General features: G+C 67.8%; 21 protein-coding genes. 9 read left to right on the top strand and 12 right to left on the bottom strand.

The window, feature by feature from the left end:
• Nucleotide 1: 1 nt before the first annotated feature.
• From gspG to HU751_RS08465, 6 genes are read right to left on the bottom strand one after another with little or no spacing between them, the layout of a single operon-like run.
• Nucleotides 2-436 (bottom strand): type II secretion system major pseudopilin GspG, encoded by a 435-nt coding sequence (gene gspG, locus HU751_RS08490; RefSeq protein ID WP_186734880.1) that lies wholly within the window; start codon nucleotides 434-436, stop codon nucleotides 2-4.
• Between the two features lie 14 nt (nucleotides 437-450).
• Complete coding sequence (gene gspF / locus HU751_RS08485) at nucleotides 451-1647, bottom strand: type II secretion system inner membrane protein GspF (RefSeq protein WP_186734882.1); 1197 nt, start codon at nucleotides 1645-1647, stop codon at nucleotides 451-453.
• Between the two features lie 2 nt (nucleotides 1648-1649).
• Nucleotides 1650-3098, bottom strand: a complete 1449-nt coding sequence (locus HU751_RS08480) for a GspE/PulE family protein (RefSeq protein WP_186734906.1) — start codon at nucleotides 3096-3098, stop codon at nucleotides 1650-1652.
• Nucleotides 3098-5050 (bottom strand): type II secretion system secretin GspD, encoded by a 1953-nt coding sequence (gspD, locus tag HU751_RS08475; protein WP_186734884.1) that lies wholly within the window; start codon nucleotides 5048-5050, stop codon nucleotides 3098-3100. The genes HU751_RS08480 and gspD overlap by 1 nt, the downstream gene beginning before the upstream one ends.
• Before the next feature lie 3 nt (nucleotides 5051-5053).
• Nucleotides 5054-5473 (bottom strand): type II secretion system protein N, encoded by a 420-nt coding sequence (locus HU751_RS08470; protein ID WP_186734886.1) that lies wholly within the window; start codon nucleotides 5471-5473, stop codon nucleotides 5054-5056.
• Nucleotides 5470-7113, bottom strand: coding sequence for a bifunctional UDP-sugar hydrolase/5'-nucleotidase (locus tag HU751_RS08465; protein ID WP_186734888.1), 1644 nt, complete (start codon nucleotides 7111-7113; stop codon nucleotides 5470-5472). The genes HU751_RS08470 and HU751_RS08465 overlap by 4 nt, the downstream gene beginning before the upstream one ends.
• A 218-nt stretch (nucleotides 7114-7331) precedes the next feature.
• Here HU751_RS08465 and HU751_RS08460 point away from each other — a divergent pair, with 218 nt between their 5' ends.
• Nucleotides 7332-9377, top strand: coding sequence for a PhoX family protein (locus HU751_RS08460; RefSeq protein ID WP_186734890.1), 2046 nt, complete (start codon nucleotides 7332-7334; stop codon nucleotides 9375-9377).
• Between the two features lie 75 nt (nucleotides 9378-9452).
• On the opposite strand, the gene HU751_RS08455 is transcribed toward HU751_RS08460, so the two are convergent.
• Both HU751_RS08455 and gspK read right to left on the bottom strand, forming a co-directional pair.
• Nucleotides 9453-9623, bottom strand: coding sequence for a hypothetical protein (locus tag HU751_RS08455; protein ID WP_186734892.1), 171 nt, complete (start codon nucleotides 9621-9623; stop codon nucleotides 9453-9455).
• 194 nt (nucleotides 9624-9817) lie between these two features.
• Nucleotides 9818-10783 (bottom strand): type II secretion system minor pseudopilin GspK, encoded by a 966-nt coding sequence (gene gspK, locus HU751_RS08450; RefSeq protein ID WP_186734894.1) that lies wholly within the window; start codon nucleotides 10781-10783, stop codon nucleotides 9818-9820.
• A 136-nt stretch (nucleotides 10784-10919) separates the two neighbouring features.
• On the opposite strand from gspK, the gene tatA reads away from it, so the two are divergent.
• From tatA to tatC, 3 genes are read left to right on the top strand one after another with little or no spacing between them, the layout of a single operon-like run.
• Entirely contained in the window at nucleotides 10920-11138 is a 219-nt protein-coding gene (tatA, locus tag HU751_RS08445) for a twin-arginine translocase TatA/TatE family subunit (RefSeq protein WP_186734896.1), read from the top strand.
• A complete protein-coding gene (tatB, locus tag HU751_RS08440) occupies nucleotides 11138-11425 on the top strand; it encodes a Sec-independent protein translocase protein TatB (protein WP_050704175.1) in 288 nt (95 codons plus the stop codon). Before tatA ends, tatB begins: the two co-directional genes overlap by 1 nt.
• Nucleotides 11425-12159, top strand: coding sequence for a twin-arginine translocase subunit TatC (gene tatC, locus HU751_RS08435; protein ID WP_186734898.1), 735 nt, complete (start codon nucleotides 11425-11427; stop codon nucleotides 12157-12159). Before tatB ends, tatC begins: the two co-directional genes overlap by 1 nt.
• Before the next feature lie 124 nt (nucleotides 12160-12283).
• Here the strand turns inward: tatC and HU751_RS08430 are convergent, their stop codons facing one another.
• Nucleotides 12284-12526 (bottom strand): DUF3077 domain-containing protein, encoded by a 243-nt coding sequence (locus HU751_RS08430; protein ID WP_186734900.1) that lies wholly within the window; start codon nucleotides 12524-12526, stop codon nucleotides 12284-12286.
• The gene (locus tag HU751_RS08425; RefSeq protein WP_186734902.1) at nucleotides 12523-12762 is read right to left on the bottom strand and encodes a hypothetical protein; all 240 of its coding nucleotides are present in this window, start codon (nucleotides 12760-12762) and stop codon (nucleotides 12523-12525) included. Before HU751_RS08425 ends, HU751_RS08430 begins: the two co-directional genes overlap by 4 nt.
• Before the next feature lie 752 nt (nucleotides 12763-13514).
• Here HU751_RS08425 and HU751_RS08420 point away from each other — a divergent pair.
• From HU751_RS08420 to nagE, 5 genes are read left to right on the top strand one after another with little or no spacing between them, the layout of a single operon-like run.
• Nucleotides 13515-14246 (top strand): GntR family transcriptional regulator, encoded by a 732-nt coding sequence (locus HU751_RS08420; protein WP_110738341.1) that lies wholly within the window; start codon nucleotides 13515-13517, stop codon nucleotides 14244-14246.
• A gap of 11 nt (nucleotides 14247-14257) precedes the next feature.
• Entirely contained in the window at nucleotides 14258-15346 is a 1089-nt protein-coding gene (gene nagA, locus HU751_RS08415; RefSeq protein WP_186713904.1) for an N-acetylglucosamine-6-phosphate deacetylase, read from the top strand.
• The gene (locus HU751_RS08410; protein ID WP_186734075.1) at nucleotides 15343-16365 is read left to right on the top strand and encodes an SIS domain-containing protein; all 1023 of its coding nucleotides are present in this window, start codon (nucleotides 15343-15345) and stop codon (nucleotides 16363-16365) included. The genes nagA and HU751_RS08410 overlap by 4 nt, the downstream gene beginning before the upstream one ends.
• 18 nt (nucleotides 16366-16383) lie before the next feature.
• Nucleotides 16384-18927 carry a phosphoenolpyruvate--protein phosphotransferase gene (gene ptsP / locus HU751_RS08405; protein ID WP_186734076.1) on the top strand — a complete coding sequence of 848 codons (2544 nt, stop codon included), beginning with the start codon at nucleotides 16384-16386 and terminating at the stop codon, nucleotides 18925-18927.
• Nucleotides 18928-18939: 12 nt separating this feature from the next.
• Nucleotides 18940-20598 (top strand): N-acetylglucosamine-specific PTS transporter subunit IIBC, encoded by a 1659-nt coding sequence (nagE, locus tag HU751_RS08400; protein WP_186734077.1) that lies wholly within the window; start codon nucleotides 18940-18942, stop codon nucleotides 20596-20598.
• An 87-nt stretch (nucleotides 20599-20685) separates the two neighbouring features.
• On the opposite strand, the gene HU751_RS08395 is transcribed toward nagE, so the two are convergent.
• Nucleotides 20686-20997, bottom strand: coding sequence for a YqfO family protein (locus tag HU751_RS08395; RefSeq protein ID WP_050704166.1), 312 nt, complete (start codon nucleotides 20995-20997; stop codon nucleotides 20686-20688).
• Nucleotides 20998-20999: 2 nt separating this feature from the next.
• Nucleotides 21000-24899: a phosphoribosylformylglycinamidine synthase gene (gene purL, locus HU751_RS08390; protein ID WP_186734078.1), complete on the bottom strand. Its 3900-nt coding sequence runs from the start codon at nucleotides 24897-24899 to the stop codon at nucleotides 21000-21002.
• Between the last annotated feature and the right edge of the window lie 222 nt (nucleotides 24900-25121).

The following is a 25121-nucleotide window of genomic DNA, read 5'->3' as shown; positions in this document are numbered from 1 at the left end:
TTCAGAGCGCCCAGTTGCCCAGGTCGGTATCGAGCCCTTCGCCGCCCGGCACGCCATCGGCGCCCAGCGAATAGACATCGACCCGGCCATGCTCGCCGGGCATGCGGTACTGGTACGGCGTGCCCCACGGATCTTCCGGCAGACGACGGATATACCCATCGCTGCGCCAGCTGCGCGGCAGCGGCTCCTGGGTCGGTTTCTTTGCCAGCGCCGCCAGGCCCTGTTCGTTGCTGGGGAAGCGCAGGTTGTCCAGGCGGTACATGTCCAGCGCCTGCTCCAGGGTCGCAAGGTCGGCCAGGACTTTCTGCTTCATGGCCTTGTCCTGGTTGCCCAGCACGCTGGGCGCGACCACGGCGATCAGCAGGCCGATGATGAAGATCACCACCATGATTTCCATCAGCGTGAAGCCACCCTGGCGGTTGCGTCGTTGTTGCATGAGAAGTCTCCTTGTCACAGTTGCAATCCCTGGTTGAGCTGCATGATCGGCAGCAGCACCGCCAGCACGATGAACAGCACCACCGCGCCCATCACCAGGATCATCAGCGGTTCGAACAGCGCCATGGCGGTGTCTACCTGGCGGGCGAAGCCGCGCTCCTGGTCATCGGCCACGCGCTCGAGCATGTCGGCCAGGGTGCCGCTGGCCTCGCCGCTGCCGACCATGTTCACCAACAGCGGCGGAAACTGGCCGGCGCCGTCCAGCGCCCGGTGCAGGCTGGTACCGCCCTGCACCTGCTGGCGTACCTGCGCCATGGCAGCGCGGATACGCAGGTTGCCCACCGTCTCGGTGGCCACCTGCAAGGCTTCGAGCAGCGCCACGCCACTGCCGCAGAGAATCGCCAGGCTGCGCGCCAGGCGCGCGCTCTCCAGCACCTGCAGCAGCGCGCCGACACGCGGCAGGCGCAGCAGCAGGTCGTCGCGGCGCAGACGCCAGTGCGGCTTGCGCAGCAGCCAGCCGCCGGCCACGGCCAGCCCGATCGCCAGCGCCAACAGGTACGCCCCGGCCTGGACCAACCCCTGGCTAATGCCGATCAGCAGCGAAGTAATCAGCGGCAGGCTCTGCCCGGAATGGGCGAACTGCTCGGTGAGCTTGGGCACCACGAAGGTCATCAGGCCAATCACCACCGCCAGCGACACGCCCATCAGCACCACCGGATAAATCAGCGCGGTGCGCGCCTTGTGGCGCTGGCGCTGGACCTGCTCCAGGTGATCGGCGAGGCGCGCCAGCACCTGGCCCAGGCGCCCGGAGCGCTCGCCGGCCTCGACCAGCGCGCAATACAGCCCGGTGAACGGCGCGCCTTGGCGTGCCAGGCTACGGGCCAGCCCCAGGCCTTCGGCGAGGGAACCACGCAGGGTCACCAGCACCGCATGCAGGGCCGGCTGGCGCAGTTGCCGCTCCAGGGTGGCCAGGGCGTCGACCAGTGGAATGCCGGCACCGATCAGGGTCGCCAGCTGGCGGGTCAGCTCGCACAGCTGGGCGCGGGTCAGGCGCTGGCGACGGGGCTGCGCGCTGTCCTGGCGCTGCAACTGCCGGGCGAACAGCCCCTGCTCGCGCAGCAACTGGCGCGCATGCCGCTCGCTGTCGGCCTGCACGCTGGCCTTGTGCGCCTTGCCGTTCATGTCCACGGCCTGGTAGCGATAGGTCGGCATGCTCAGCCCTGCACCACGCGCAGCACTTCGGCCAGGCTGGTCTCGCCACGGGCCAGGCAATCGCGGGCCTCAGCCACCAGGCTCTGCCGACGGCCATCCAGGTAGGCCTGCATGGCCAGCTCGCTCTCGCCGTCGTAGAGCAAGGCGACCAGCCCGGCATCCAGCTCGATGAATTCGTACAGCCCCAGCCGACCGATATAGCCACTGCCCTGGCAATGCTCGCAGCCAACCGGGTGATAGCTCTCGCGCAGGCTGCCCAGTTCCGGCCACAGCTCGCGCTCGGCGCTTTGCAGTGGCTGGGCCACCGCGCAGGCACACAGTCGCCGCACCAGGCGCTGGGCCAGCACGCCGCGCAGGCACGAGGCGATCAGAAACGGCTCGATGCCCATGTCGCGCAGGCGGGTCACCGCGCCGACGGCGCTGTTGGTGTGCAGGGTCGACAGCACCAGGTGCCCGGTGAGGCTGGCCTGCACGGCGATCTGCGCGGTTTCCTGGTCGCGGATCTCGCCGAGCATGATCACGTCCGGGTCCTGGCGCAGGATCGCGCGCAGGCCGCTGGCAAAAGTCAGTCCGGCGCGGGGGTTGATGGCGGTCTGGCCGATGCCGGCGATGGCGTACTCGACCGGATCCTCGACGGTGAGAATGTTGCGGCTGCCGTCGTTCAGGCTGTTGAGGCTGGCGTATAGCGTGGTGGTCTTGCCCGAACCCGTGGGGCCGGTGGACAGCACGATGCCGTTGGGCCGCGCCAGGCAGCCGCGCAGCCCACGCAGCACGGCGGCGGGCATGCCCAGGTTGTCCAGCGCCAGCAGGCTGGCCTGCTTGTCGAGCACGCGCATCACCACCCGCTCGCCATGGATGCCGGGCAGGGTCGAGACCCGCACATCCACCTCGCGCCCGGCGGCGCGCAGGGTGATGCGACCGTCCTGGGGCTGGCGCTTCTCGGCGATATCGAGCCGGGCCATGACCTTGATCCGCGACACCAGCATCGCCGACAGCGCCCGCGGCGGGCGCAGCACCTCGCGCAGGTGGCCGTCGACGCGCAGGCGCACCACCAGACTCTGCTCGAAGGTCTCGATATGGATATCCGAGGCACGCAGGCGCAAGGCCTGGCCGAACAGGCCGTTGATCAGGCGGATCACCGGGGCTTCGTCGTCGCTTTCCAGCAGGTCCTCGATGCGCGGCATCTCGCTCATCAGGCTGTCCAGGTCGACCTGCTCGCCGATGCCTTCGATCAGGGCCTCGGTCGCCGCCTCGCCGGCCTGGTAGAGCTGGCCGAGGCGCTCGTCGAACTGCGCGCCGTCGAGACGTTCCAGGCTGGCCGGCAGGCCATGTACGCGCAACAGCTCCTGCAACTGGTCGCTGTCGGCGTCGCCGCGCAGCCACAGCTGCCAGCCGCCCTCGGTCGGCGCCATGGCCACGCCGCTCTGGCGTGCCAGGCGATAGGGCAGCATCACCAGTCACCGCCTTCGAGGCGCGCCCGGCTGGAGGGGAACACCTGCAGCAACGGCAGGCCCTCGGCCAGGGACGGCAGCTTGAGTGGCGTGTTCTGTTGCAGGCTCTGGTACTTCTGCTGGCTCAGGCCGGCCAGGCTCTCGCCGTCACGCAGGATGCGCGGGCGGATGAACACCATCAGGTTCTGCTTGGTGTTCTTGCTGGCGTCGGAGCGGAACAGCCGGCCCAGGTAGGGAATGTCGCCGAGCAACGGCACGCGCTGGTTGCTGGTGGAGAGTTCATCGCTGATCAGCCCGCCTAGTATCACCAGGCCGTTGTCCTCGACCATCACCTTGGTCTTGATCTCTCGCTTGTTGGTGATCACGTCGCTGGCGGCGCTGGAGTCGGCGATCGACGACACCTCCTGGACGATGTCCAGGCGCACGCTGTTGTCGACGTTGACCTGCGGCTTGATGCGCAGTTTCACCCCCACTTCCTTGCGCTCGATGGTCTGGTAGGGGTTGGCGTTGTTCTGGGTGACGGAGCCGGTGACGAACGGCACCTCCTGGCCGACCAGGATCGACGCTTCGGCGTTGTCCAGGGTCAGCAGGGTTGGCGTGGACAGCAGGTTGAAGCCGCTCTTGCCCTTGAGCGCGTTGACCAGCATGGCGAAATTGAAGCCGCCGCCGATATGGCCGATGCCGGCGGTGGCGCCGGTGGTGGCCGACAGCAGCTTGCCGAGTTTTTCGTTGTCGCCGCTGCTGGCGGCCCCGGCGATGCTGGCGATGTTCACCCCGTTGCCGCCGAAGTTGACGATGCCGGCGCCGAACTTCTCGTCGGCGAACAGCCACTGCACGCCCAGCTCCTGGGCGCTGCTGTCGGACACCTCGGCGATGATCGCTTCGACCACCACCTGCGCCCGGCGGATGTCCAGCTGCTCGACAATGCTGCGGAAGGCCGCCAGCTCGCTGTCCGGGCCGACCATCACCACGGCATTGGTGCCCTCCTCGTACTCCAGGCGGATCCCCGAATCGCTGGCCGCCGGCACCGGCGGCGCATCCTTGCCCTCGCCTTCGGCGGCCGGCACCGCGCCGGCCTGGCTCAGGCCGCGCAACACCTTGACCACCTCGGCGGCATTGGCGTGGCGCAGGTACATGACCTGGGTATTGCTGCTGCGCAGGTTGTCGCCGGGCCGGTCGAGCTGGGCCAGCAAAGCCCGCACCCGCTCGCGGCTGTCGGCGCTGCCGCGTACCAGCAAGGCATTGCTGCGCGGGTCGGCGACCACCTGGGCGGCATCACTGCCCTGCTCGCGGGCCAGCAGGCGGGTCACCAGGCCCGCGGTATCGGCGGCGCTGGCATGCTTGAGCGGGATGACCTGCAACGGCTCGTCGCTGACCTGGTCGAGCTGGCGCAGCAGGCTGTCGATACGCTCCAGGTTGCTGCGCCAGTCGGTGACCACCAGCAGGTTGGCGGCCGGGTACGGGGTGATCACGCCGACCCGCGGGTCGATCAGTGGTTTGAGGATGCCGAGCATCTGCTCGCTGGCGGCGTTGCGTACATTGAACACGCGAGTGGCCACGCCATCGCTGCCCTCGGACTTCTTGCCGGCGCTTTCCACCGGCACCGGCTCCAGGCGCGCGGCCTGGTCGGGGACGATCTTCACGCTGCCGTTGGGCAGGTCCACGGCGGCGAAGCCCTGGGCCCGCAACTGGGCCAGGAAGATATCGTAGATGGCGTCAGCGTCATGCCGATCGACCGTGCGCACGGTGACCTTGCCCTGCACCCGCGGATCGACGATGAAGGTGGTGCCGGTGATGCGCGACACGCTATCGATGAACTCACCGAGCTCGGTGTCGACGAAATTGACCTCGTACAGCGGCGTGCCGTCGTCGGCGAACACCTCCGGCTCTTCGGCCCGGGCCAGGGACATGCCGAGCATCAGCAGCCCGGCCAGACAGTACCTTGCGATCATCATTCATCCTTGGCGCTTGAAGCCGGTCACGGCGGGGCGTGGCGGCCAGGGCAGACGCTCGCGCCGCCCGTTGTTGTCGAAGATCAGGCCATCGGCGTCGATGTCCTGCAGCACGATGCCCGGCGCCAGGCGCTGGCCACGGCCGAGGGTGCGCACCTGCTGGCCATGGCGCAGCACCACCACGCTGGCCGACAGCGGCTGGGCCTTGAGCCCGCCCAGGTAGGCCAGGGGCAGGCGGGTGATGGGGATGCTTGCGTCATCGGCGGGGGCCTGCCAGTGCTCCACCAGCAGGCCCGGCAGCGCGACGTCCGCCTGAACGGGCGCAGTGGCCGGCAGCGGCTGGCGGCTGAGCAGCAGCACGCACTGCGCCGCCAGCCAACCTGCCAGGGTCAGCAAGGCGAAGCTGACCAGGCGCGAAGTCACGCCGCCACCTGGTGCGGGTGCCAGCCCGGATGGCCCTGGACGTAGCGCACCGCTGGCAATTGCAGCGCTGCCAGTGCCCAGCCCGGCGTCTGCCGGGTCAACCAGGCTTCCAGGGTCTGCCACAGCGGTACGCCGGCCTGGGCATCGAAGTGCAGGCCGAAGGTGCGGCACAGGCCCTCGACCGGCTGCAGGCCGATGATGCGCTTGCCGTTGGGGCTGTAGCTCACCTGCCAGTTCTGGCTCTGCCAGCGCGGCAGGTCCTGGCTGTTGTCCAGCAGCAGTGGATCGCCGAACAGTTGCTCGGCGGCGTTCTCCAGCACCTGTTCGACCTGGCGCGCCGGGGCTTCGACCACTGGCGCGGGGTAGCCACCGGTGAGGTTGATCAGGTGTTCGCGGGTGATCGGCTCGCCCGCCCGCAGCGGGAAGTCGTAACGCAGGCCAGGCAGCAGCACAGGCATGCTCGAATCATCGGCCAGGGCCTGGTGCAGCACGCGGTCCCAACTGCCGCCACGGGTATCGCGACGCCACAGCGCCTCAGGGGCGCGGGCCAGGGGCTGGTCGAGCCAGGCGGCGTGGCCGCTGCGCTGGCGTTGCAGCTCGCCGCGCAACTGGCTGGCGCGGGCCTGGGCTGGCGCGCCGAGGCTGTGCTCGAAGGCCGGAAAAAAACGCGCCTCGAACTGCCACTGGCCACCGGCCTGGCGGCAACGCAGGCGAAACGCGCCACTGGCCCGGCAGCCGGCGAACAGCACCGGCACCCGCCGGCCACTGGCCTGGCTCGCCAGTACCGGCGCGGGCCACAGGTCCTGACCACGGGCGCACAACAGCACATCCACTTCCGGCACCCGCTCGGCCAGCCACAGACCGGGGCCGGTACCGACATCCGCCAGCGCCACCACCAGATCGGCCTCGCGCCGGGCCTGCTGGAAGCTCGGTTGCAGCGACTGGTACCACTGTTTCAGGGAAGCTTTCTGGTCCTGGGCGTAAGGGTCGGTGACCCCCACCACCGCAATGCGCACACCTGCGCGCTGGAACACCTTGACGCCTTCAACGCCCAGCGCCTTGGCCTGGGTGTCGGCAAGGCCGGCGCCGAGGGTAATAGACGAAGACTGGCGATAGAGCCCGGCGCTGCGCTGCGGCCACAGCACCCGCTCATCGCTGCTGACCCGCGCCTCGCTGCCCAGCAGTTGGCTGCCCTGCACGCCGCTTTCGCCCTGGGTGAGGTAGGCCAGGCCGCTGCCATTCCAGCACTGGCCGTTCTCCAGGGTCAGGCACTGCTCACTACCGGCGTCGGCGCGCAATTGTTCGAGCAGTGCCGCGAGCACCGCGTAACCGCCGGTACGGGCCTGGCCGGCCAAGCCCGCGTCGAGCAACGGCGCCAGCTCCGGCTGCCCGGCACTGGCGTTGGGCCCGCTCATCCACGGCGCGCGGCCCAGATGGCTGACCGGCCCCAGGCGCGTGGCCGGTACCACGGCCTGGCCCGGCTGACGGGCATCGAGGGTGTCGGCCACATACAGCAGGTCCAGCGCCCGGTCGCTGCCGCCACGCGGCCCCGGCAGCGCGGAACAGGCGCCGAGCAGCGGCGCCAGCGCACCGACGCCCATCCACCCGATCACCTCGCGCCTGCCCACACTGCTTGCCATCGACTCCGCCATCCCTGTTCACGTTGGGACCCGGATATTGCGGCGTTGGCGTGACAGTTTGATGGCAGAAATCCGCTGCTAATTCCAAAACAGCCTTGATTAGGCCTTTAGTAATAGCAGCGCGTTTTAAACGCCCTTTAACATTTCTGCCAATCAATCGACATACTTGCCGTCTACAGTCGCGGTTTCCTTCAACTCAGCCAAAAAAGGACACCCTGATGAGTCGAGATACCGGCGATAACCTGGACCGGAACCTGAGCGGCAACCTGCCGATGGCCAGTGTCATGGACACCTACCTGAGCCGCCGCGCCGTGGTGCGCGGCAGCCTCGGCGCCGCCATCGCCATGATCGCCGGCACCGGCCTGACCGGTTGCTTCGACGGCGGCGGCGGTTCCGACAATGACGATCCGGCGCCCCAGCCGGAAAAACCGAAACTCAAGCTGGGCTTCAATTCCATCCCAGGCTCGCGCACCGATGCCTGCGTGGTTGCCGCCGGCTACAGCGCCTATGTGCTGGCGCCCTGGGGCACGCCGCTGAACGCCACCGCCAACCCCTGGAAGGCCGACGGCAGCAACACCTCCACCGACCAGGCCAACGCCATGGGCATGCACCACGATGGCATGCACTTCTTCCCCATCAACGGCAGCTCCAGCGATGGCCTGCTGGCGATCAACTTCGAGTACATCGACACCGCCGCCCTGCACCCGGCCGGCCCCACCACCGTCGCCGGCAAGCGCCCGGTCGAGGAGGTGCGCAAGGAGATCAACGCCCATGGCGCGGGCGTGGTGCGCATCAGCAAGGTCGCCGGGCGCTGGCAGGTGGTCAACAACGACCCGCTGAACCGCCGCTTCACCACCGTCTCGCTGATGGACATTGCCGGCCCGATGCGCGGCACCGACCACGTCAAGACCAAGTTCTCGCCCACCGGCACCCAGTGCCGCGGCACCAACAACAACTGCGGCAACGGCTATACCCCGTGGGGCACCTACCTGACCTGCGAGGAGAACTGGCCCGGTATCTTCGTCAACAAGGGCACCCGCCCGGCCAACCAGGTGCGCATCGGCGTCTCCAGCAGCAGCGGCCAGTACAAGTGGGAAACCGCGGCCGGTGACGCCAGCGAAGTGGCCGGCGAGTTCGCCCGCTTCGACATCACCCCCACCGGCGCCAGCGCCACCGACGACTTCCGCAACGAAGCCAGCACCTACGGCTACATCGTCGAGATCGACCCGTACACCAGCAACACCCTGGCGGTGAAGCGCACCGCCCTGGGCCGATTCCGCCACGAGGGTTGCTGCCCGGGCCTGCCGGTGGCCGGCAAGCCGCTGGTCTGGTACACCGGCGACGACTCCAACAACGAGTACCTGTACAAGTTCGTCTCCGACGCGCTGTGGGACCCGGCCGACGCCAACCCGGCCGACCGCCTGGCCACCGGTGCCAAATATATGGACAAGGGCAAGCTCTACGTAGCCCGCTTCGACGCCAACGGCACCGGCGCCTGGCTGCTGCTCGACGTCGCCACCCCGACCACCGGCGGCAGCACCCTCGGCGCACTGTTCACCGATTTGCCGGGGATCATCCTCAACACCCGTGGCGCTGCCGACGCCGTGGGCGCCACGCCCATGGACCGCCCGGAGTGGACCGCCGTCAACCCGCTCAACGGCGACGTCTACCTGACCCTGACCAACAACAGCGCGCGCACCGCCGCCAAGGTCGACGCGGCCAACCCGCGTGGCCCGAACCGTCACGGCCACATCATTCGCTGGCACGACAGCGACGACCACAAGACCTTCACCTGGGACATCTTCGTGTTCGGCGCCAACGCCGCCGGCGCCCCGGACATCAACCGCTCGGGCCTGACCGAACTGAACCAGTTCGCCAGCCCCGACGGCATGAGCTTCGATAGCCGCGGCGTGCTGTGGTTCGAGACCGACAACGGCGAGGCCACCCTGACCAGCTACACCAACGACCAGGTATTGGCGGTGATCCCCACCGACCTGGTGGACGCCAACGGCAAGCAGATCCCGGTCAACGCCACCAACCAGGCGGCCCTGCGCCGCTTCTTCGTCGGGCCAAACGGTTGCGAGGTGACGGGCATCACCTTCACCCCGGACAACAAGACGATGTTCGTCAACATCCAGCACCCGGACAACTGGCCGACCACCGACAAGGCCACCGATGTCACGCCGACCGGCACCTCGGTGCGGCCACGGGCTTCGACGGTGGTGATCCAGCGTAACGATGGTGGGGAGATCGGCACTGCCTGATCGATGCGACCGGCATACGCACTGTGACAAACGAAAAAGCCGCCCATGGGCGGCTTCTTTCGGTTCGACTGAGGCTCAGTAGACCTCGAGGCTCCAGCCCACCGGTTCGACGGGCTCCCCTTTGAGGATCTTCTCTGCCCGCTCGGCCATCGCCTTGGACAACTCCTCGCTGGTCATCTCACGCTTCTTCGCAGTGTTGGCGGGGGTCGGTTTGCGAACCAGTGGTGTACGCAACTCAATTCTCATATTCATGCTCCTTGTCGCAGGGCACGCCTTGCGCGCCAGCGTGGCATGCCTCAGGCGAGGCTAGCATCTTGCCCAGTAGACCATGTGGTCGGCGGATAGCTTAGCCGCCCGCGTCACCGTCCATGCTGAACGGATCGACTCATCCGACATTTCCTACGATACGTAGCGAATTTCCAACCATCAGTAACCAAGCCTTACCAGGCTACGGGCTCCCGCCCCCTGACCCGCACCTGCTGCGCCGGCACCCGCGCATGCCATTGCACCACGCCCAGCGCCTCGATCTGGAACTGGCTGCGCAGCGTGCGCCCCTCTTCCTCGAACGACAGCTGCAGCACGAAATGGCCGCTGTTGAGCAACAACCCTTCGCTTAGCCGGGCGAAGGTCTCGTCATCCACCGCGCCCAGCGCCTGGCGCAATGCCGCGGCATCCACATAGCCCGCCGCCGGCCGGCCGCTGATGATGCGGCTGAGCATCGAACGGGAAAACTGCCCCTCGTACAGGGCCTCCAGCAACGGCAGGTGTTCCAGACCCAGGGCGTTGGCATTTAGTCGCCAGCCGCCGGTCGAGGGCAGTGCGCAGAGCATTCGGTAGCGGCCTTGCCGACCACTGTCCGGCTCCAGCAGCAGGTTGAGCTCACTGGTGTCGAGCATCGGCTGGTTGGCCGCCAACCGGGGCGGCTGCTGGCGCAGGTACTGGGCACTCTCGGCCCCTTGCAAGCGGGCATCGCTGTCGGCGTCCAGCCAGTCGGCCAGGGCATCGACCATCCGCTCGGCGGCCATGTCGTCACCGAGCAGTTGGCGCAGTTGACGCTCGGCCCGCGGGCCATCCTCGCCCAACAACGCATTCACGTTGAAGCAACCGTGCTGGTCGATCACCCGCAGTTGCGCCTTGCCGGCACCGAAGTCATAGGCCAGCGGCTGCCCGCGCAGGGCCTGCCAGAACAGCGGGCTGGCCCGCCAGGCCGGATCGCGCAGGGCCTGGGAGGCATAGGCCAGCCCGGCCTGCTCCATGGCCCGCACCTGTACCCGCTGGTGCAACAGGCGCACCTCGTCCACCTGGCGCCGGCCATCTTCAACCAGCCAGGCCAGCCCCGCCGCGAGCATCGCCAACACCACCAGCACCATCAGCAGTGCCGCGCCCTGTTGTCGCCTGCGCCCCATCCCTATCTTCCCGTGGCCACTGCAAAGCGCCAGTCAACACGCCCGTTGTTTCAACCAGATGGCAGTCATGTGCCCGTCATCTGCGCAGGGCAGGATTGGCCTTCCTTTTTCTTTGGCCTGACAGGAGTGGTCTTACATGGGTGGCATCGGAATCTGGCAATTGGTGATCGTGCTGTTGATCGTCTTCCTGCTGTTCGGCACCAAGCGTCTCAAGGGGCTGGGCAGTGATGTCGGTGAAGCGATCCAAGGCTTTCGCAAGTCCATGGGCGGTACAGCCGACAACAACGTCGAGCAACAACCGCAGGTGCTGAACAATCAGCCGGTACAGCAGACGCAGACGGATCGTCAGGCCTGATGTTCGAGATCGGCTTCACCGAACTGCTGCTGGTCGGCATCGTCGCCTTGCTGGTGCTCGGCCCCGAGCGCCTGCCGGTGGCGGCGCGCACCCTCGGCCGGGGGCTGGGCCAGGCACGCCGGGCGCTGAATGCGTTGAAGGCGCAGGTAGAGAGGGAGATCGACATGCCCGCCCTGGATGCCGCGCCATTGCAGCGCCTGGAGCAGGAGATCCGCCAGGGCATCCAGCTCGACGCAACGCCGGCCAACGACCCGACCCCGGTCGCCCATACCAAGGAAAGCGCCTGATGACCCTCGCCCTCGACCAGGCGGCGCGCATGCCGCTGACCGACCACCTGCGCGACCTGCGCAAGCGCCTGGTGCGCTGCCTGCTGGTGGTCGCGCTGGTGTTCTGCGGGTTGTTCCCCTTCGCCCAGACGCTGTACACGCAGATCTCCGAACCGCTGCGCCGCTACCTGCCCGAAGGCGCCAGCATGATCGCCACCAGCGTCACCTCGCCGTTCCTCACACCGTTCAAGCTGACGGCGATGTGCGCGCTGTTCGTCGCCATGCCGCTGCTGCTGCACCAGGCCTGGGGCTTCATCGCCCCGGGGCTGTACCGCCGCGAACGGCGCATTGCCCTGCCGCTGCTGGTGTCGAGCATCCTGCTGTTCTACGGCGGCATGGCCTTCGCGTTCTTCCTGGTGTTCCCGATGATGTTCGGTTTCTTCGCCAGCGTGACCCCGGACGGGGTGGCGATGATGACCGACATCGGCTTGTACCTGGACTTCATCATGGCGCTGTTCCTGGCGTTCGGCCTGGCCTTCGAGATCCCGGTGGCGACCTTCATCGTGGTCTGGGTGGGACTGACCGACGTGGCCACGCTGCGGCGCAGCCGGCCCTATGTGATCGTCGGGTGTTTCGTGGTGGGGATGATCCTGACGCCGCCGGATGTGTTTTCCCAGACCCTGCTGGCGGTGCCGATGTGGGTGCTGTTCGAGGTGGGGTTGCTGGCGTGTGGGTTGGTGCGCCGGGCGGGGTAGACCGATGGATTGCCGGGGCTGCTGCGCAGCCCTTTCGCGACACAAGGCCGCTCCTACAGGGATTCGCGTACTCCTGTAGGAGCGGCCTTGTGTCGCGAAAGGGCCGCAAAGCGGCCCCCGGGTCTCATGAGGTCTTCCTGTTCAACCCTACCTCCATGTCATCGATCAACGCCTTGGCCATGGCACTGAGGATCCGTGCCGAGCTGCCGGCCAGCAGGTCACCTTCCATTTCCGCCTCGCAGGTCAGGTGGCGGATGCAGCCAAGCAGCACCGACAACTCGCTGAAGGCATCCTCGAAGCAAACGCCTGGCTCGACCTTGAACAGATCCAGGCAAACCGTGCGGCCTGCGGTATGGCCACGAGTCATGGTCGGGCCTCCGGTTTGTGTTCGAGCAGGGCGCAGGCCAGTTGGCCTAGGTAGTCGCTGGCGGTGAACAGGCGGTCCTGGGCTTCTCCGGGTTCGGTCTTGAAGTAGATATCGAGGACATCGGAAATGGCGGTGGCCACTTCGACGGCGGCGGTCATGGCCTCATCGCGGGTGAGCGTGGAACGGATGCTGATGAAGGGTGCGAGACGGGGTGGATCAGGTACGCGTTTTTTCATTGGGAAGTTCCTTCGTGATTATCAGGAACCGCCACTTGATCGTTCTCACATGATTGGGTGGCAGCCGTACACGGTGTGAGAACCCGGTCACGAAGAAAACCGGTCAGGCAGAACCTGCCCGCGCACGGCTGCCATAGCAGAGCGGCGTTCTTCGTGATGCGGGTTCTCACACCCGGTCACCAAATCTGGCGACCCGATGAAGTTATCCCTGGGGTATTTCCCCGACAACGCGGCGGCTTCCGGCAAGCGCGTAGGATAGTTCCCAAGCTTTGCTGGCTGAAGCATTTGGTTTCAGGTTCGGAAATGTCTGACATAGGATTTTGGGGGGCTGGGGTGTTCGCCGAGAGGGATTCTGCGCCTGGGAGATCGAGCGCCGCCCGCGCGGCGCATCGCGGATGAATCCGCTCCTACATTTGTTGCAACGTGGCCATGCCTGATAGGCCATGGTTGTAAGCCTAGTGCGCTCGACGCGGTTTTTCGGTGGACGTTGCCGCCGCCCCGCTTGTCTCAAGACATGCCCCAAGGCTGGCAACCATGGCCTGACAGGTTCGGTACGTTGCAACAAATGTAGGAGCGGATTCATCCGCGATGCGCCGCGCGGGCGGCGCTCGATCTCATAGGCGCCAAATCTCTATCGACATACATCCTGATCGCCAAAAAAATCCCATCGGCACATTCATCCAGACCAGTGGTATTGACCTGGTATTAAAGTGGTATTAATTTCCACCCAACAACAATACCGGACACCGCCCATGCGTCCTCTATCGGCCCTGCGCCCCGACGACACCAGCGCCACCCCGCTCTACCTGCAGCTGGCGCGCAACCTTGAGCAGGCCATCCACGCCGGTCAATGGACAGCCGACCAGGCGCTGCCCTCGGAGCGCACCCTCAGCGAAACCCTGGACATCTCCCGGGTCACCGCGCGTAAGGCCCTCGAGGTCCTGCTCGAACAAGGCCTGATCCATCGCATCCAGGGCTCCGGCACCTTCATCACCCCGCGCCTGGAACAGCCCCTGTCACGCCTGTCGAGCTTCAGCGAAATGCTGCGCATGAAAGGCTTCGTGCCCAGCTCCCAGTGGCTCGAGCGCAGCATCGGCACCCCGAGCAACGACGAACTGATCCGCCTCGGTCTATCGCCCACCGACCAGGTGGTCCACCTCAAGCGCCTGCGCAAGGCCGACGACATCGTCATGGCGGTGGAGGTCAGCACCCTGCCCGCCCGCCTGCTCGGCGACCCGCAGGCCATCGGCGATTCGCTCTACCAGCACCTCGACCGGCTCGGCCGCCCGGTGGTCCGCGCCCTGCAACACATCCGCGCGATCAACGCCGGCGACGAGCTGGCCGCCCAGGTGGGCATCGCCCCCGGCACCGCCATGCTGCTGATGACCCGGATCGGCTACCTCGACGACAACACCGCCATTGAGCTGACCGACACCTACTGCCGCAACGACTACTACGACTTCGTCGCCGAACTGCGACGCTGACCGGAGCCCCCATGGACATCGCCAACATCCTCACCCCCGACGGCTGGGTGCGCGGACAACTGCACCTCGAAAACGGCCGCATCCGGGCCATCGACGGTACGCCGTGCGACCCGCAGGCCAACGACCTGCCGTACCTGTTGCCCGGTTTCATCGACCTGCACGTGCACGGCGGTGGCGGCAGCGACATCATGCAGGGCGGCGACGCCTTCGCCACCATCGCCCGCACCCACCGGCGTTTCGGCACAACCTCGCTGCTGGCCACCACCATGACCGCGCCCCGCGAGGAACTGACCCGCGTGCTCGCCGAACTGGGCGAGCACCTCAAGCACCCGCGCCAGGGCGCGCGCATCCTCGGCGTGCACCTGGAAGGCCCGTACATCAACCCCGGCAAGCTCGGCGCGCAACCGAACTTCGCCCACCAGGCACTGCTCGACGAGGTGGAGCAATACCTGGCCCTGGCGCCGATCAAGGTCATCACCATCGCCCCGGAAATCGCCGGCCACCTGCCGCTGATCCAGGCCCTGAGCCAGCGCGGCATCCGCCTGCAGCTCGGCCACACCCTGGGCAGCTACGAAGAAGGCGTGGCGGCCCTGGAGGCCGGCGCCACCAGCTTCACCCACCTGTACAACGCCATGAGCCCGCTGCACCACCGCGAGCCGGGCATCGTCGGCGCGGCCCTGGCCCATGCCCGCTACGCCGAGCTGATTCCCGACCTGCTGCACGTGCACCCCGGCGCCATGCGCGTGGCCCTGCGCTCGATCCCGTGCCTGTACTGCGTGACCGACTCCACCGCCGCCGCTGGCATGCCCGACGGCGAATACCGCCTGGGCAGCCACACCGTGACCAAGTGCCTGGGCGGCGTGCGCCTGCCCGACGGCACCCTGGCCGGCAGCACCCTGACCATGGACCAGGCCCTGCGCAACCTGGTGAAGATCGGCCTGCCGCTGGCCGAAGCCTCCGAACGCCTGTCCCGCCATCCCGCCGATTATCTCGGCATCGCCGACCGTGGCCGCCTGCAACCGGGCGCCTGGGCCGACGCGGTGCTGCTGGACCGCCAACTGAACCTGACCGCTGTGATGATCGAAGGAGAAACCGCATGAGTTCAAGGATGCTCGAAGAAGCCCGCGCCTGCGCCGAGGTCGTCGAACGTCAGACACAGACGCTGGACCCTCGCCTGGAAACCCTGGCCGAACAGCTGCGCCGGCTCGATCCGCAAGTGGCGCTGACCGTGGCCCGAGGCAGCTCGGACCACGCCGCCAGCTACTTCGCCTACATCGCCATGCAGCAACTGGGGCTGCCGGTGGCTTCGCTGCCGATGTCGGTGGTGACCCTGCAGCAGGCACCGCTGCGGGTGCGTGGCCAGGTGGCGCTGGGCTTCTCGCAGTCGGGCCAGAGCCCGGACCTGGTCGACAGCCTGCGCCGCCTGGGCCAGTGCGGGGCGACCACGGTCTCGCTGGTCAACGCCGAAGGCTCGCCCCTGGAGCAGGCCTGCCAGCACCACTTGCCGCTGTGCGCAGGCCCTGAGCTGTCGGTGGCGGCGACCAAGAGCTTCGTCGCCACCCTGGCTGCCGGCGCCCGCCTGGTCGCCCACTGGGGCCAGGACCGCGCCCTGCTGGAAGCCGGCCTTGCCCTGCCCGCGCAGCTGCGCGAGGCCGCCGCGCAGGACTGGACCCCGGCCATCGACACCCTGCGCGACAGCGAGCGCCTGATGGTGATCGGCCGTGGCGCGGGCTTCGCCATCGCCCAGGAGGCCGCGCTCAAACTCAAGGAAACCTCGGTGATCCAGGCCGAGGCCTTCAGCAGCGCCGAAGTGCGCCATGGCCCGATGGCCCTGATCGATGCCCAGTACCCGTTGCTGGTGTTCGCCCCCCGTGGCGTCGAGCAGGCCGGGTTGCTGCAGCTGGCCGCCGACATGCGTCAGCGCGGCGCCCGCGTGCTGCTGGCGGCGCCGGCCGATATCGCCGGGCGCGACCTCACCCTGAGCTGCGCCGAACACCCGGCCCTGGACCCGCTGCTGGCGATCCAGAGCTTCTACATCATGGCCGCGGCCCTGGCCGAGGCCCGCGGCCTCGACCCCGACCAGCCGCGCCACCTGAGCAAAGTGACCTGCACGCAGTGAAGCCGCGAGGAACAGCGCATGCCCGACAATAACAAGATCATCCTCCATGCCCCGCTCGCCGGACCGCAGGTACCGCTGGACCAGGTACCGGACCCGGTGTTCAGCAGCGGTACCCTGGGCGACGGCGTCGCCATCGACCCGTTGAACGACGTGCTGCACGCGCCCTGCGCGGGCGAAGTGGTGCAACTGGCCCGCACCGGCCATGCGCTGACCCTGCGCGCGGCCAACGGCGCGGAAGTCCTCTTGCATATCGGTGTCGACACCGTGCAGTTGCAGGGGCGCGGCTTCTCGCCGCTGGTGGCGCTGGGCGACCAGGTGACCCTGGGTCAACCGCTGGTGCGCTTCGACATGGACCTGGTGGCGCAGCACTGCGTCAGCCTGGTCACCGTGATGCTGGTCAGCAATGGCCCGGGCTTTGGCCTGACGCGACTGGACACAGGCGCTTCGCGCCTGGGCGCGGCGTTGCTGGAGGTCGAGGCCACAGGCAGCGAAGCGCAGGCACGCCCGGTCAGCCATGAGCGTGCACGCGGTCATGCCCGTGTCGCTCATCACGGCGGTCTGCACGCCCGCCCAGCCGCCCTGCTGCGCCAGACCGCGCAAGGCTTCCAGAGCCATGCCGTGCTGCGTTTCGCCGAGCGCGAGGCCGACCTCACCAGCCTGGTGGCGGTCATGGGCCTGGGCGTTGGTGAAGGCGCCGAAGTCGAACTGATTTGCACCGGGCCGGACAGCCAGGCTGCGCTGCAGGCGTTGATCGCCGCCGTGCAGACCGCCTCGGTCGGTGAACGCCATGCCGCGCATGCCCCCACAAGCGTCGCCACGCCCAAACCCAATGCCGAGCCCGGCGTGCTCAACGGGGTTTGCGCCGCCCCCGGCCTCGCCCTCGGGCCACTGGCGCGCCTGGACGGCATCAGCCTGCCGGCGGACAGCGGCGACAACGACCCCGCCGAGCAGCACCAGGCGCTGAACACTGCCCTGGCCGAGGTCCGCCATGCCATCGACCGCGACTGGCGGCACCTGCCTCGCGGCCAGGAGGACGCGGCGGCGATCCTCGAGGCCCACCTGGCCCTGCTCGACGACCCGGCCCTGCTCGGCGACGCCCGCCAGCATATCGCCGGCGGCGTCGCCGCCAGCCATGCCTGGAGCCGCGCCATCGAGACCCAGTGCCAGGTCCTGCGCAGCCTGGGCAACCCGTTGCTGGCCGAGCGCGCCAACGACCTCTATGACCTGCAGCAGCGAGTGCTGCGCGCCCTGCTCGGCGAAACCCGGCAACTGCGCCTGCCGCCGGCGGCCATCGTCGTCGCCCACGAACTGACGCCCTCCGACCTGCTGCTGCTCGCCCGTCACGATGTCGCCGGGCTGTGCATGGCCGCCGGTGGCGCCACCTCGCACGTCGCCATCCTCGCCCGTGCCCGCGGCCTGCCATGCCTGGTGGCCGTGGGCGAAGCGCTGCTCGACCTGCCCGTCGGCACGCCCCTGGTGCTGGACGCCGACCAGGGCCGCCTGGAAACCCAGGCCGCGCCGCAACGCCTGGCCGAGGTCCACTGCCACCTGCAGCAGCGCCGCGAAATCCGCCAGCGCCAGCAGGCCGCCGCGCAGCAAGGCGCGCGTACCCGCGATGGCCAGTTGATCGAGGTCGCGGCCAACGTGGCCAGTGCCGAGGAGGCCGCCCAGGCCCTGGCTCTGGGCGCCGACGGCATCGGCCTGCTGCGCAGCGAGTTCCTGTTCATCGACCGCCCCACCGCACCGGACGAGGCCGAGCAGCGCAACGCCTACCAGGCGGTGCTCGACGCCATGGCCGAGCGCCCGGTGATCATCCGCACCATCGACGTCGGCGGCGACAAGCAGCTCGACTACCTGCCCCTGCCGGCCGAGGCCAACCCGGTGCTGGGCCTGCGCGGCATCCGCCTGGGCCAAGTCCGTCCGGAGCTGCTCGACCAGCAACTGCGCGCCCTGCTCCAGGTCAGCCCGCAGCGGCGCTGCCGGATCATGCTGCCGATGGTCACCGAGGTCGACGAGCTGATCGCCATCCGCCAGCGCCTCGACCGGCTGGCCGCCGAACTGGGCGTGACGGCACGCGCCGAACTGGGGGTGATGATCGAGGTGCCGGCCGCGGCGCTGCTCGCCGAGCGCCTGGCCGAGCACGCGGACTTCTTCTCCATCGGCACCAACGACCTGTCCCAGTACACCCTGGCCATGGACCGTGACCATGCAGGGCTGGCGGCGCGGGTCGATGCCCTGCACCCGGCGCTGCTGCGCCTGATCGAGCTGACCTGCCAGGGCGCGGCGAAACACGGCCGCTGGGTCGGCGTGTGCGGCGCGCTGGCCTCCGACCCGCTGGCCACGCCGGTGCTGGTCGGCCTCGGCGTGGCCGAGCTGTCGGTCAGCACGCCACAGATCGGTGAGATCAAGGCCCTGGTCCGTCAGCTCGACGCCAGCGCCTGCCGCCGCTTCAGCCAGGGCCTGCTGGGCCTGGCCAGCGCCGGCGCCGTACGCCAGGCCTGCCGCGACTTCGCCGCGCAATCCCATGCCCAACCCGCGGCCCCCGTGGCCCTACAACAATAATCGGAGCGCACCATGTACCAGCACTTCATCCAGGGCCTGCAGCGGCTCGGCCGCGCCTTGATGCTGCCCATCGCCATCCTGCCCATCGCCGGCCTGTTGCTGCGCCTCGGCGACACCGACCTGCTCGACATCGCCCTGGTGCATGACGCAGGCCAAGCGATCTTCGCCAACCTGGCGCTGATCTTCGCCATCGGCATCGCCGTGGGCTTCGCCCGCGACAACAACGGCACCGCGGGCCTGGCCGGTGCCATCGGCTACCTGGTGCTGGTGGCGACGCTGAAGGTGATCGATCCGAAGATCGACATGGGCATGCTCGCCGGGATCATCTGCGGCCTGCTCGGCGGCGGCCTGTACAACCGCTTCAAGGACATCCAGCTGCCGGACTACCTGGCGTTCTTCGGCGGCCGGCGCTTCGTGCCGATCGCCACCGGAGTGTCGGCGGTGTTCCTCGGGCTGCTGTTCGGCCTGATCTGGCCGCCGATCCAGCACGGCATCAACGCACTCGGCCAGCTGATGCTGGAGAGCGGCAGCATCGGCGCATTCTTCTTCGGCGTGCTCAACCGGCTGCTGATCATCACCGGCCTGCACCATATCCTCAACAACCTGGTGTGGTTCGTCTTCGGCAGCTTCCAGGCGGCCAGCGGCCAGGTAGTCACCGGCGATCTGGCGCGCTTCTTCGCCGGCGACCCGAACGCCGGCCAGTTCATGACTGGCATGTTCCCGGTGATGATCTTCGGCTTGCCCGCCGCGTGCCTGGCCATGTACCGCCACGCCCTGCCGGCCCGGCGCAAACTGATCGGCGGGGTGCTGCTGTCGATGGCGCTGACCTCAGCGCTGACCGGGGTCACCGAGCCGATCGAATTCGCCTTCATGTTCCTCGCGCCGCTGCTGTACCTGATCCATGCACTGCTGACCGGGCTGTCCATGGCCATCTGCGACCTACTGGGGATCCGCCTGGGCTTCACCTTCTCCGGCGGCGGCATCGACATGGCCCTGGGCTGGGGGCGTTCGAGCAACGGCTGGCTGGTGTTCCCCGTGGGCGTGCTCTATGGGTTGGTCTACTACTTCGTGTTCGACTACTGCATCCGCCGTTTCGACCTGAAGACACCCGGCCGCGAGGAACAGGTGGCCAGCCAGGCCGAGGGCAGCGATACGCCAAGGGCCCGGCGCTACATCGACGCCCTCGGCGGCGCGGCCAACCTGCAGGGCGTGGATGCCTGCACCACGCGCCTGCGCCTGGTACTGGCCGACCGTAACCTGGCCCGCGACCAGGACCTGAAAGCCCTCGGCGCCCTCGCCGTGGTACGCCCCGGTACCGGTGGCAGCCTGCAGGTGGTGGTGGGGCCGATGGCCGATGCACTGGCCGACGAGATTCGCGGGGAACTGCCCCATGCGCGGGTGGCGGCACCGGTTGTCGAGAAGGCCGCCGTGGTCACCGAGACGGTCGTCGCGGATGAATGGCTGCAGGCCCTGGGCGGGCGCGACAATCTGCTGGAAGCCCAGTGCGTGGCCTCGAGCCGGGTGCGGGTACGGGTCAGGGATGAGTCCAAGGTAGAACAGGAACGCCTGGCCGCCTTGGGCTGCCAGGGAGTGAGTCCGCAGGCGGGTGGGGTGTGGCATCTGTTGGTGGGCAGCAAGGCTCCAGCACTGGGCACTGCCTTACAGGGCTGAAAAGCATCGCGGGGCAAGCCCGCTCCCACAAGGCCTGTTGATACCTTGTGGGAGCGGGCTTGCCCCGCGATGTCATTCAACGCCGTTCTAGAAGTCAGCCAGCGGCCAGACCTCATAAGCCGGCGTTTCATACGGGTGGCTCTGCTTGAGCGCGGCGACCACCTGGGCGATCAGCGCATCAGCCACCACCAGCTCCACCTTCCACTCCTCGACCACCTCGACCTGGCCGGTCTGCCCGAGGTACGGCTGGCTGCCGTCCAACGGGCGGAACTGACCCTGGCCGAGGGTCTGCCAGGCGCAGTGGTCGTAGTCGCCGATGCGTCCGCCACCAGCGGCGAACACGGCGGCCTTGACCACCTCGACATGGCTGTCGGGGACGAAGAAGGCGAGCTTGTACACCCTTAGTTCACCCACACCCGCGCATTGCGGAACATGCGCATCAGGGCCGCGTCTTCCTGCCACTCATCCGGGCGCCAGGAGTTCTGCACGGCGCGGAACATCCGCTCCGGGTGCGGCATCATGATGGTCACGCGGCCGTCGCGGCTGGTCAGGCCAGTGATCCCACGCGGCGAGCCGTTCGGGTTGGCCGGGTAGGCTTCGGTGACCTTGCCGTGGTTGTCGACGTAGCGCAGGGCCACGCAACCGGACAGGTCGGCTTCCAGCAGTGCCTCTTCGCTGGTGAATTCGGCATGGCCTTCACCGTGGGCGATGGCGATCGGCATGCGCGAACCGGCCATGCCCTGCAGGAAGATCGAGTTGGACTTCTGCACCTCGACCATGGCCACGCGCGCCTCGAACTGCTCCGAGCGGTTGCGCACGAAGTGCGGCCAGTACTCGGTGCCCGGGATCAGCTCGTGCAGGTTGGACATCATCTGGCAACCGTTGCACACGCCCAGGGCGAAGCTGTCGGTACGCTCGAAGAAGGCCTGGAAGGTGTCGCGGGCACGGGCGTTGAACAACGCCGACTTGGCCCAGCCTTCACCGGCGCCCAGCACGTCGCCGTAGGAGAAGCCGCCGCAGGCCACCAGACCTTTGAAGGCTTCGAAGTCGACACGGCCAGACAGGATGTCGCTCATGTGCACGTCGACCGCAGCGAAGCCTGCGCGGTCGAAGGCGGCAGCCATCTCGACCTGGCCGTTGACGCCCTGCTCGCGCAGGATCGCCACTTGCGGACGCACGCCTTTCTTGATGTAAGGCGCGGCGATGTCGTCGTTGACGTCGTAGCCCAGCTTGACCGACAGGCCCGGGTTGTCTTCTTCGAGCAGGGCGTCGAATTCCTGGTCGGCGCAGTCGGCGTTGTCGCGCAGGCGCTGGACCTGATAGCTGGTTTCGGCCCACTGGCGCTGCAGCAGGCGGCGATCGCCGTTGAACAGCTCTTCGCCTTCGAAGTTGATCAGTACTTCACCGTTGTTGATCGGCTGGCCGATCACGGCGACGCAATCCTCACCCAGGCCAGCGGCGCTGAACTGCGCCAGCACATCCGGCGTGGCGTCCTGACGGACCTGGATCACCGCGCCCAGCTCTTCGTTGAAGAGGATGGCCGCGACTTTCTCGCGCTTGCTGGTCAGGTTGCCCAGTTCCAGCTCCAGGCCACAGTGGCCGGCGAAGGCCATTTCCAGCACGGTGGTCAGCAGGCCGCCGTCGGAACGGTCGTGGTAGGCCAGCAGGTGGCCGTCTTCGTTCAGGCCCTGGATCACGGCGAAGAACGCCTTGAGGTCCTCGGCGTCATCGACGTCCGGCGCCTGGGCGGCCAGCTTGCCGTGGGTCTGCGCCAGGATCGAGGCGCCCATGCGGTTCTTGCCACGGCCCAGGTCGATCAGGATCAGGTCGGTTTCGCCCTTGTCCATGCGCAGTTGCGGGGTCAGGGTCTTGCGGATGTCGGTGACCGGGGCGAAGCCGGTGATGATCAGCGACATCGGCGAGGTGACGCTCTTCTGCTCGCCCGCTTCGCTCCACTGGGTCTTCATCGACATCGAGTCTTTACCGACCGGAATGGTGATGCCCAGCTCCGGGCACAGTTCCATGCCGACGGCCTTGACGGTGTCGTACAGACGGGCGTCTTCACCCGGGTGGCCGGCGGCGGACATCCAGTTGGCCGACAGTTTGATGTCGGACAGCTTCTCGATGCGCGAGGCCGCCAGGTTGGTCAGGGTCTCGCCGATCGCCATGCGCCCGGACGCCGGGGCGTCGAGCAGGGCCAGCGGTGTGCGCTCGCCCATGGCCATGGCTTCACCGGTGTAGACGTCGAAGCTGGTGGCGGTGACGGCGCAGTCGGCCACCGGTACCTGCCACGGGCCGACCATCTGGTCGCGGGCCACAAGGCCGGTGATGGTGCGGTCGCCGATGGTGATCAGGAAGCTCTTGCTGGCCACGGCCGGGTGACGCAGGACGCGCTCGACCGAATCCTTGAGTTCCAGGGTGCTCGGGTCGAACTCATCGCCCAGCTCCGCTTCGCGGGTGACCGAGCGGTGCATGCGCGGCGGCTTGCCCAGCAGCACGTCCAGCGGCATGTCCACCGGGGTGTTGTCGAAGTGGCTGTCGGTGACGGTGAGGTGCTTCTCTTCGGTGGCCTCGCCCACGACCGCGAACGGGCAACGCTCACGCTCGCAGATGGCCTGGAAGCGCTCGAAGTCCTCGGCGCTGACCGCCAGCACGTAGCGCTCCTGCGATTCGTTGGACCAGATCTCGTGCGGGGCCATGCCCGGCTCGTCGTTGGGCACGTTGCGCAGTTCGAAGCGGCCACCGCGGCCACCGTCGTTGACCAGCTCCGGGAAGGCGTTGGAGATGCCGCCGGCGCCGACGTCGTGGATGAAGGCGATCGGGTTCTTGTCGCCCAGCTGCCAGCAGCGGTCGATGACCTCCTGGCAACGGCGTTCCATTTCCGGGTTTTCGCGCTGTACCGAGGCGAAGTCCAGGTCAGCCGAGCTGGCGCCGGTGGCGACCGACGAGGCGGCGCCGCCGCCCAGGCCGATCAGCATGGCCGGGCCACCGAGCACGATCAGCTTGGCGCCGACGGTGATCTCGCCCTTCTGCACGTGATCTTCACGAATGTTGCCCATGCCGCCGGCGAGCATGATCGGCTTGTGGTAGCCACGGACTTCTTCACCGTGCGGGGTGTTGATACCCTGCTCGAAGGTACGGAAGTAGCCGGTCAGCGCCGGACGGCCGAATTCGTTGTTGAACGCGGCGCCGCCCAGTGGGCCTTCGATCATGATGTCGAGGGCGTCGACGATGCGCTCAGGTTTGCCGTACGGCTTCTCCCATGGCTGCTCGAAGCCCGGGATACGCAGGTTGGATACGGTGAAGCCGGTCAGGCCGGCCTTGGGCTTGGCGCCACGGCCGGTGGCGCCTTCGTCGCGGATCTCGCCGCCGGAGCCGGTGGAGGCGCCGGAGAACGGGGCGATGGCGGTCGGGTGGTTGTGGGTCTCGACCTTCATCAGGATGTGCACCGGCTCCTGTACCGCGCCGTACTGGCGGGTCTCAGGGTTCGGGAAGAAGCGGCCGGCGACGCTGCCGACGATCACCGAGGCGTTGTCCTTGTACGCAGACAGCACGCCTTCGCTGTGCATCTGGTAGGTGTTCTTGATCATGCCGAACAGGCTCTTCTCCTGCGCCTGGCCGTCGATGTCCCAGCTGGCGTTGAAGATCTTGTGGCGGCAGTGTTCGGAGTTGGCCTGGGCGAACATCATCAGTTCGATGTCGTTCGGGTTGCGCGCAAGGTTCTGGAAGGCGTTGACCAGGTAGTCGATCTCGTCCTCGGCCAGGGCCAGGCCCAGGTCGATGTTGGCCTGCGCCAGGGCGGCGCGGCCACCGGCGAGGATGTCCACAGAGGTCATCGGCTTGGGCTGGGCGTGGCTGAACAGGTCGGCGGCGTCTTCCAGCTTGGCCAGCACGCGCTGGGTCATGCGGTCGTGCAGCTCGGCGGCAAGCACCTGGGCGTCGGCGTCGGAAATGTTACCGGCGACGTAGTAGGCGATGCCGCGCTCCAGGCGCTGGATCGACTGCAGGCCGCAGTTGTGGGCGATGTCGCTGGCCTTGGATGCCCAGGGCGAGATGGTGCCCAGGCGCGGCACGACCAGGAACAGGCGGCCGGCTGGCTCCTGCACCGGTACGCTCGGGCCGTACTTGAGCAGACGGCCCAGCACCTGCTGCTGGTCGGCGGTCAGCTCGCCGTCGACGTCGGCGAAGTGGGCGAATTCGGCATACAAACCAGTAACAGCGGGGACTTTCTGGCTCAGTTGCTCGAGTAATTTACCGTGGCGAAAGGCAGAAAGGGCAGGAGCGCCGCGCAGGATCAACATCGTCGGGACAGCCTCAGGAAGGGGTGTGCTTAGAGGCCGTGCATTCTAGCCTAATTCGCAGGCTTTCGGCACCCGCTCAAAGCCAATGCTGCCGGGCGGTGGAACCGGACTTTCGGGTCAAAAAAATCCAGGGCATTTCATCGTGGGAGCGGGCTTGCCCCGCGATGACACCTGCCGGCAAAGAGATTGCCTGAACAGGCGAATCGCGGGGCAAGCCCGCTC

The organism is Pseudomonas peradeniyensis, from assembly GCF_014268935.2.
Taxonomy (GTDB): domain Bacteria; phylum Pseudomonadota; class Gammaproteobacteria; order Pseudomonadales; family Pseudomonadaceae; genus Aquipseudomonas; species Aquipseudomonas peradeniyensis.
Note: the sequence above shows the minus strand (reverse complement) of the source record. Positions and strands in the feature narration are given on the sequence as shown.

Coding starts and splice junctions, on each gene's coding strand:
- purL (WP_186734078.1), bottom strand. CDS start 24,899: ATGTTGATCCTGCGCGGCGCTCCTGCCCTTTCTGCCTTTCGCCACGGT.
- tatB (WP_050704175.1), top strand. CDS start 11,138: ATGTTCGAGATCGGCTTCACCGAACTGCTGCTGGTCGGCATCGTCGCC.
- HU751_RS08410 (WP_186734075.1), top strand. CDS start 15,343: ATGAGTTCAAGGATGCTCGAAGAAGCCCGCGCCTGCGCCGAGGTCGTC.
- gspF (WP_186734882.1), bottom strand. CDS start 1,647: ATGCCGACCTATCGCTACCAGGCCGTGGACATGAACGGCAAGGCGCAC.
- HU751_RS08430 (WP_186734900.1), bottom strand. CDS start 12,526: ATGACTCGTGGCCATACCGCAGGCCGCACGGTTTGCCTGGATCTGTTC.
- nagE (WP_186734077.1), top strand. CDS start 18,940: ATGTACCAGCACTTCATCCAGGGCCTGCAGCGGCTCGGCCGCGCCTTG.
- gspG (WP_186734880.1), bottom strand. CDS start 436: ATGCAACAACGACGCAACCGCCAGGGTGGCTTCACGCTGATGGAAATC.
- HU751_RS08420 (WP_110738341.1), top strand. CDS start 13,515: ATGCGTCCTCTATCGGCCCTGCGCCCCGACGACACCAGCGCCACCCCG.
- tatA (WP_186734896.1), top strand. CDS start 10,920: ATGGGTGGCATCGGAATCTGGCAATTGGTGATCGTGCTGTTGATCGTC.
- tatC (WP_186734898.1), top strand. CDS start 11,425: ATGACCCTCGCCCTCGACCAGGCGGCGCGCATGCCGCTGACCGACCAC.
- HU751_RS08465 (WP_186734888.1), bottom strand. CDS start 7,113: ATGGCAAGCAGTGTGGGCAGGCGCGAGGTGATCGGGTGGATGGGCGTC.
- ptsP (WP_186734076.1), top strand. CDS start 16,384: ATGCCCGACAATAACAAGATCATCCTCCATGCCCCGCTCGCCGGACCG.
- gspD (WP_186734884.1), bottom strand. CDS start 5,050: ATGATCGCAAGGTACTGTCTGGCCGGGCTGCTGATGCTCGGCATGTCC.
- nagA (WP_186713904.1), top strand. CDS start 14,258: ATGGACATCGCCAACATCCTCACCCCCGACGGCTGGGTGCGCGGACAA.
- HU751_RS08425 (WP_186734902.1), bottom strand. CDS start 12,762: ATGAAAAAACGCGTACCTGATCCACCCCGTCTCGCACCCTTCATCAGC.
- HU751_RS08455 (WP_186734892.1), bottom strand. CDS start 9,623: ATGAGAATTGAGTTGCGTACACCACTGGTTCGCAAACCGACCCCCGCC.
- HU751_RS08480 (WP_186734906.1), bottom strand. CDS start 3,098: ATGCTGCCCTATCGCCTGGCACGCCAGAGCGGCGTGGCCATGGCGCCG.
- gspK (WP_186734894.1), bottom strand. CDS start 10,783: ATGGGGCGCAGGCGACAACAGGGCGCGGCACTGCTGATGGTGCTGGTG.
- HU751_RS08460 (WP_186734890.1), top strand. CDS start 7,332: ATGAGTCGAGATACCGGCGATAACCTGGACCGGAACCTGAGCGGCAAC.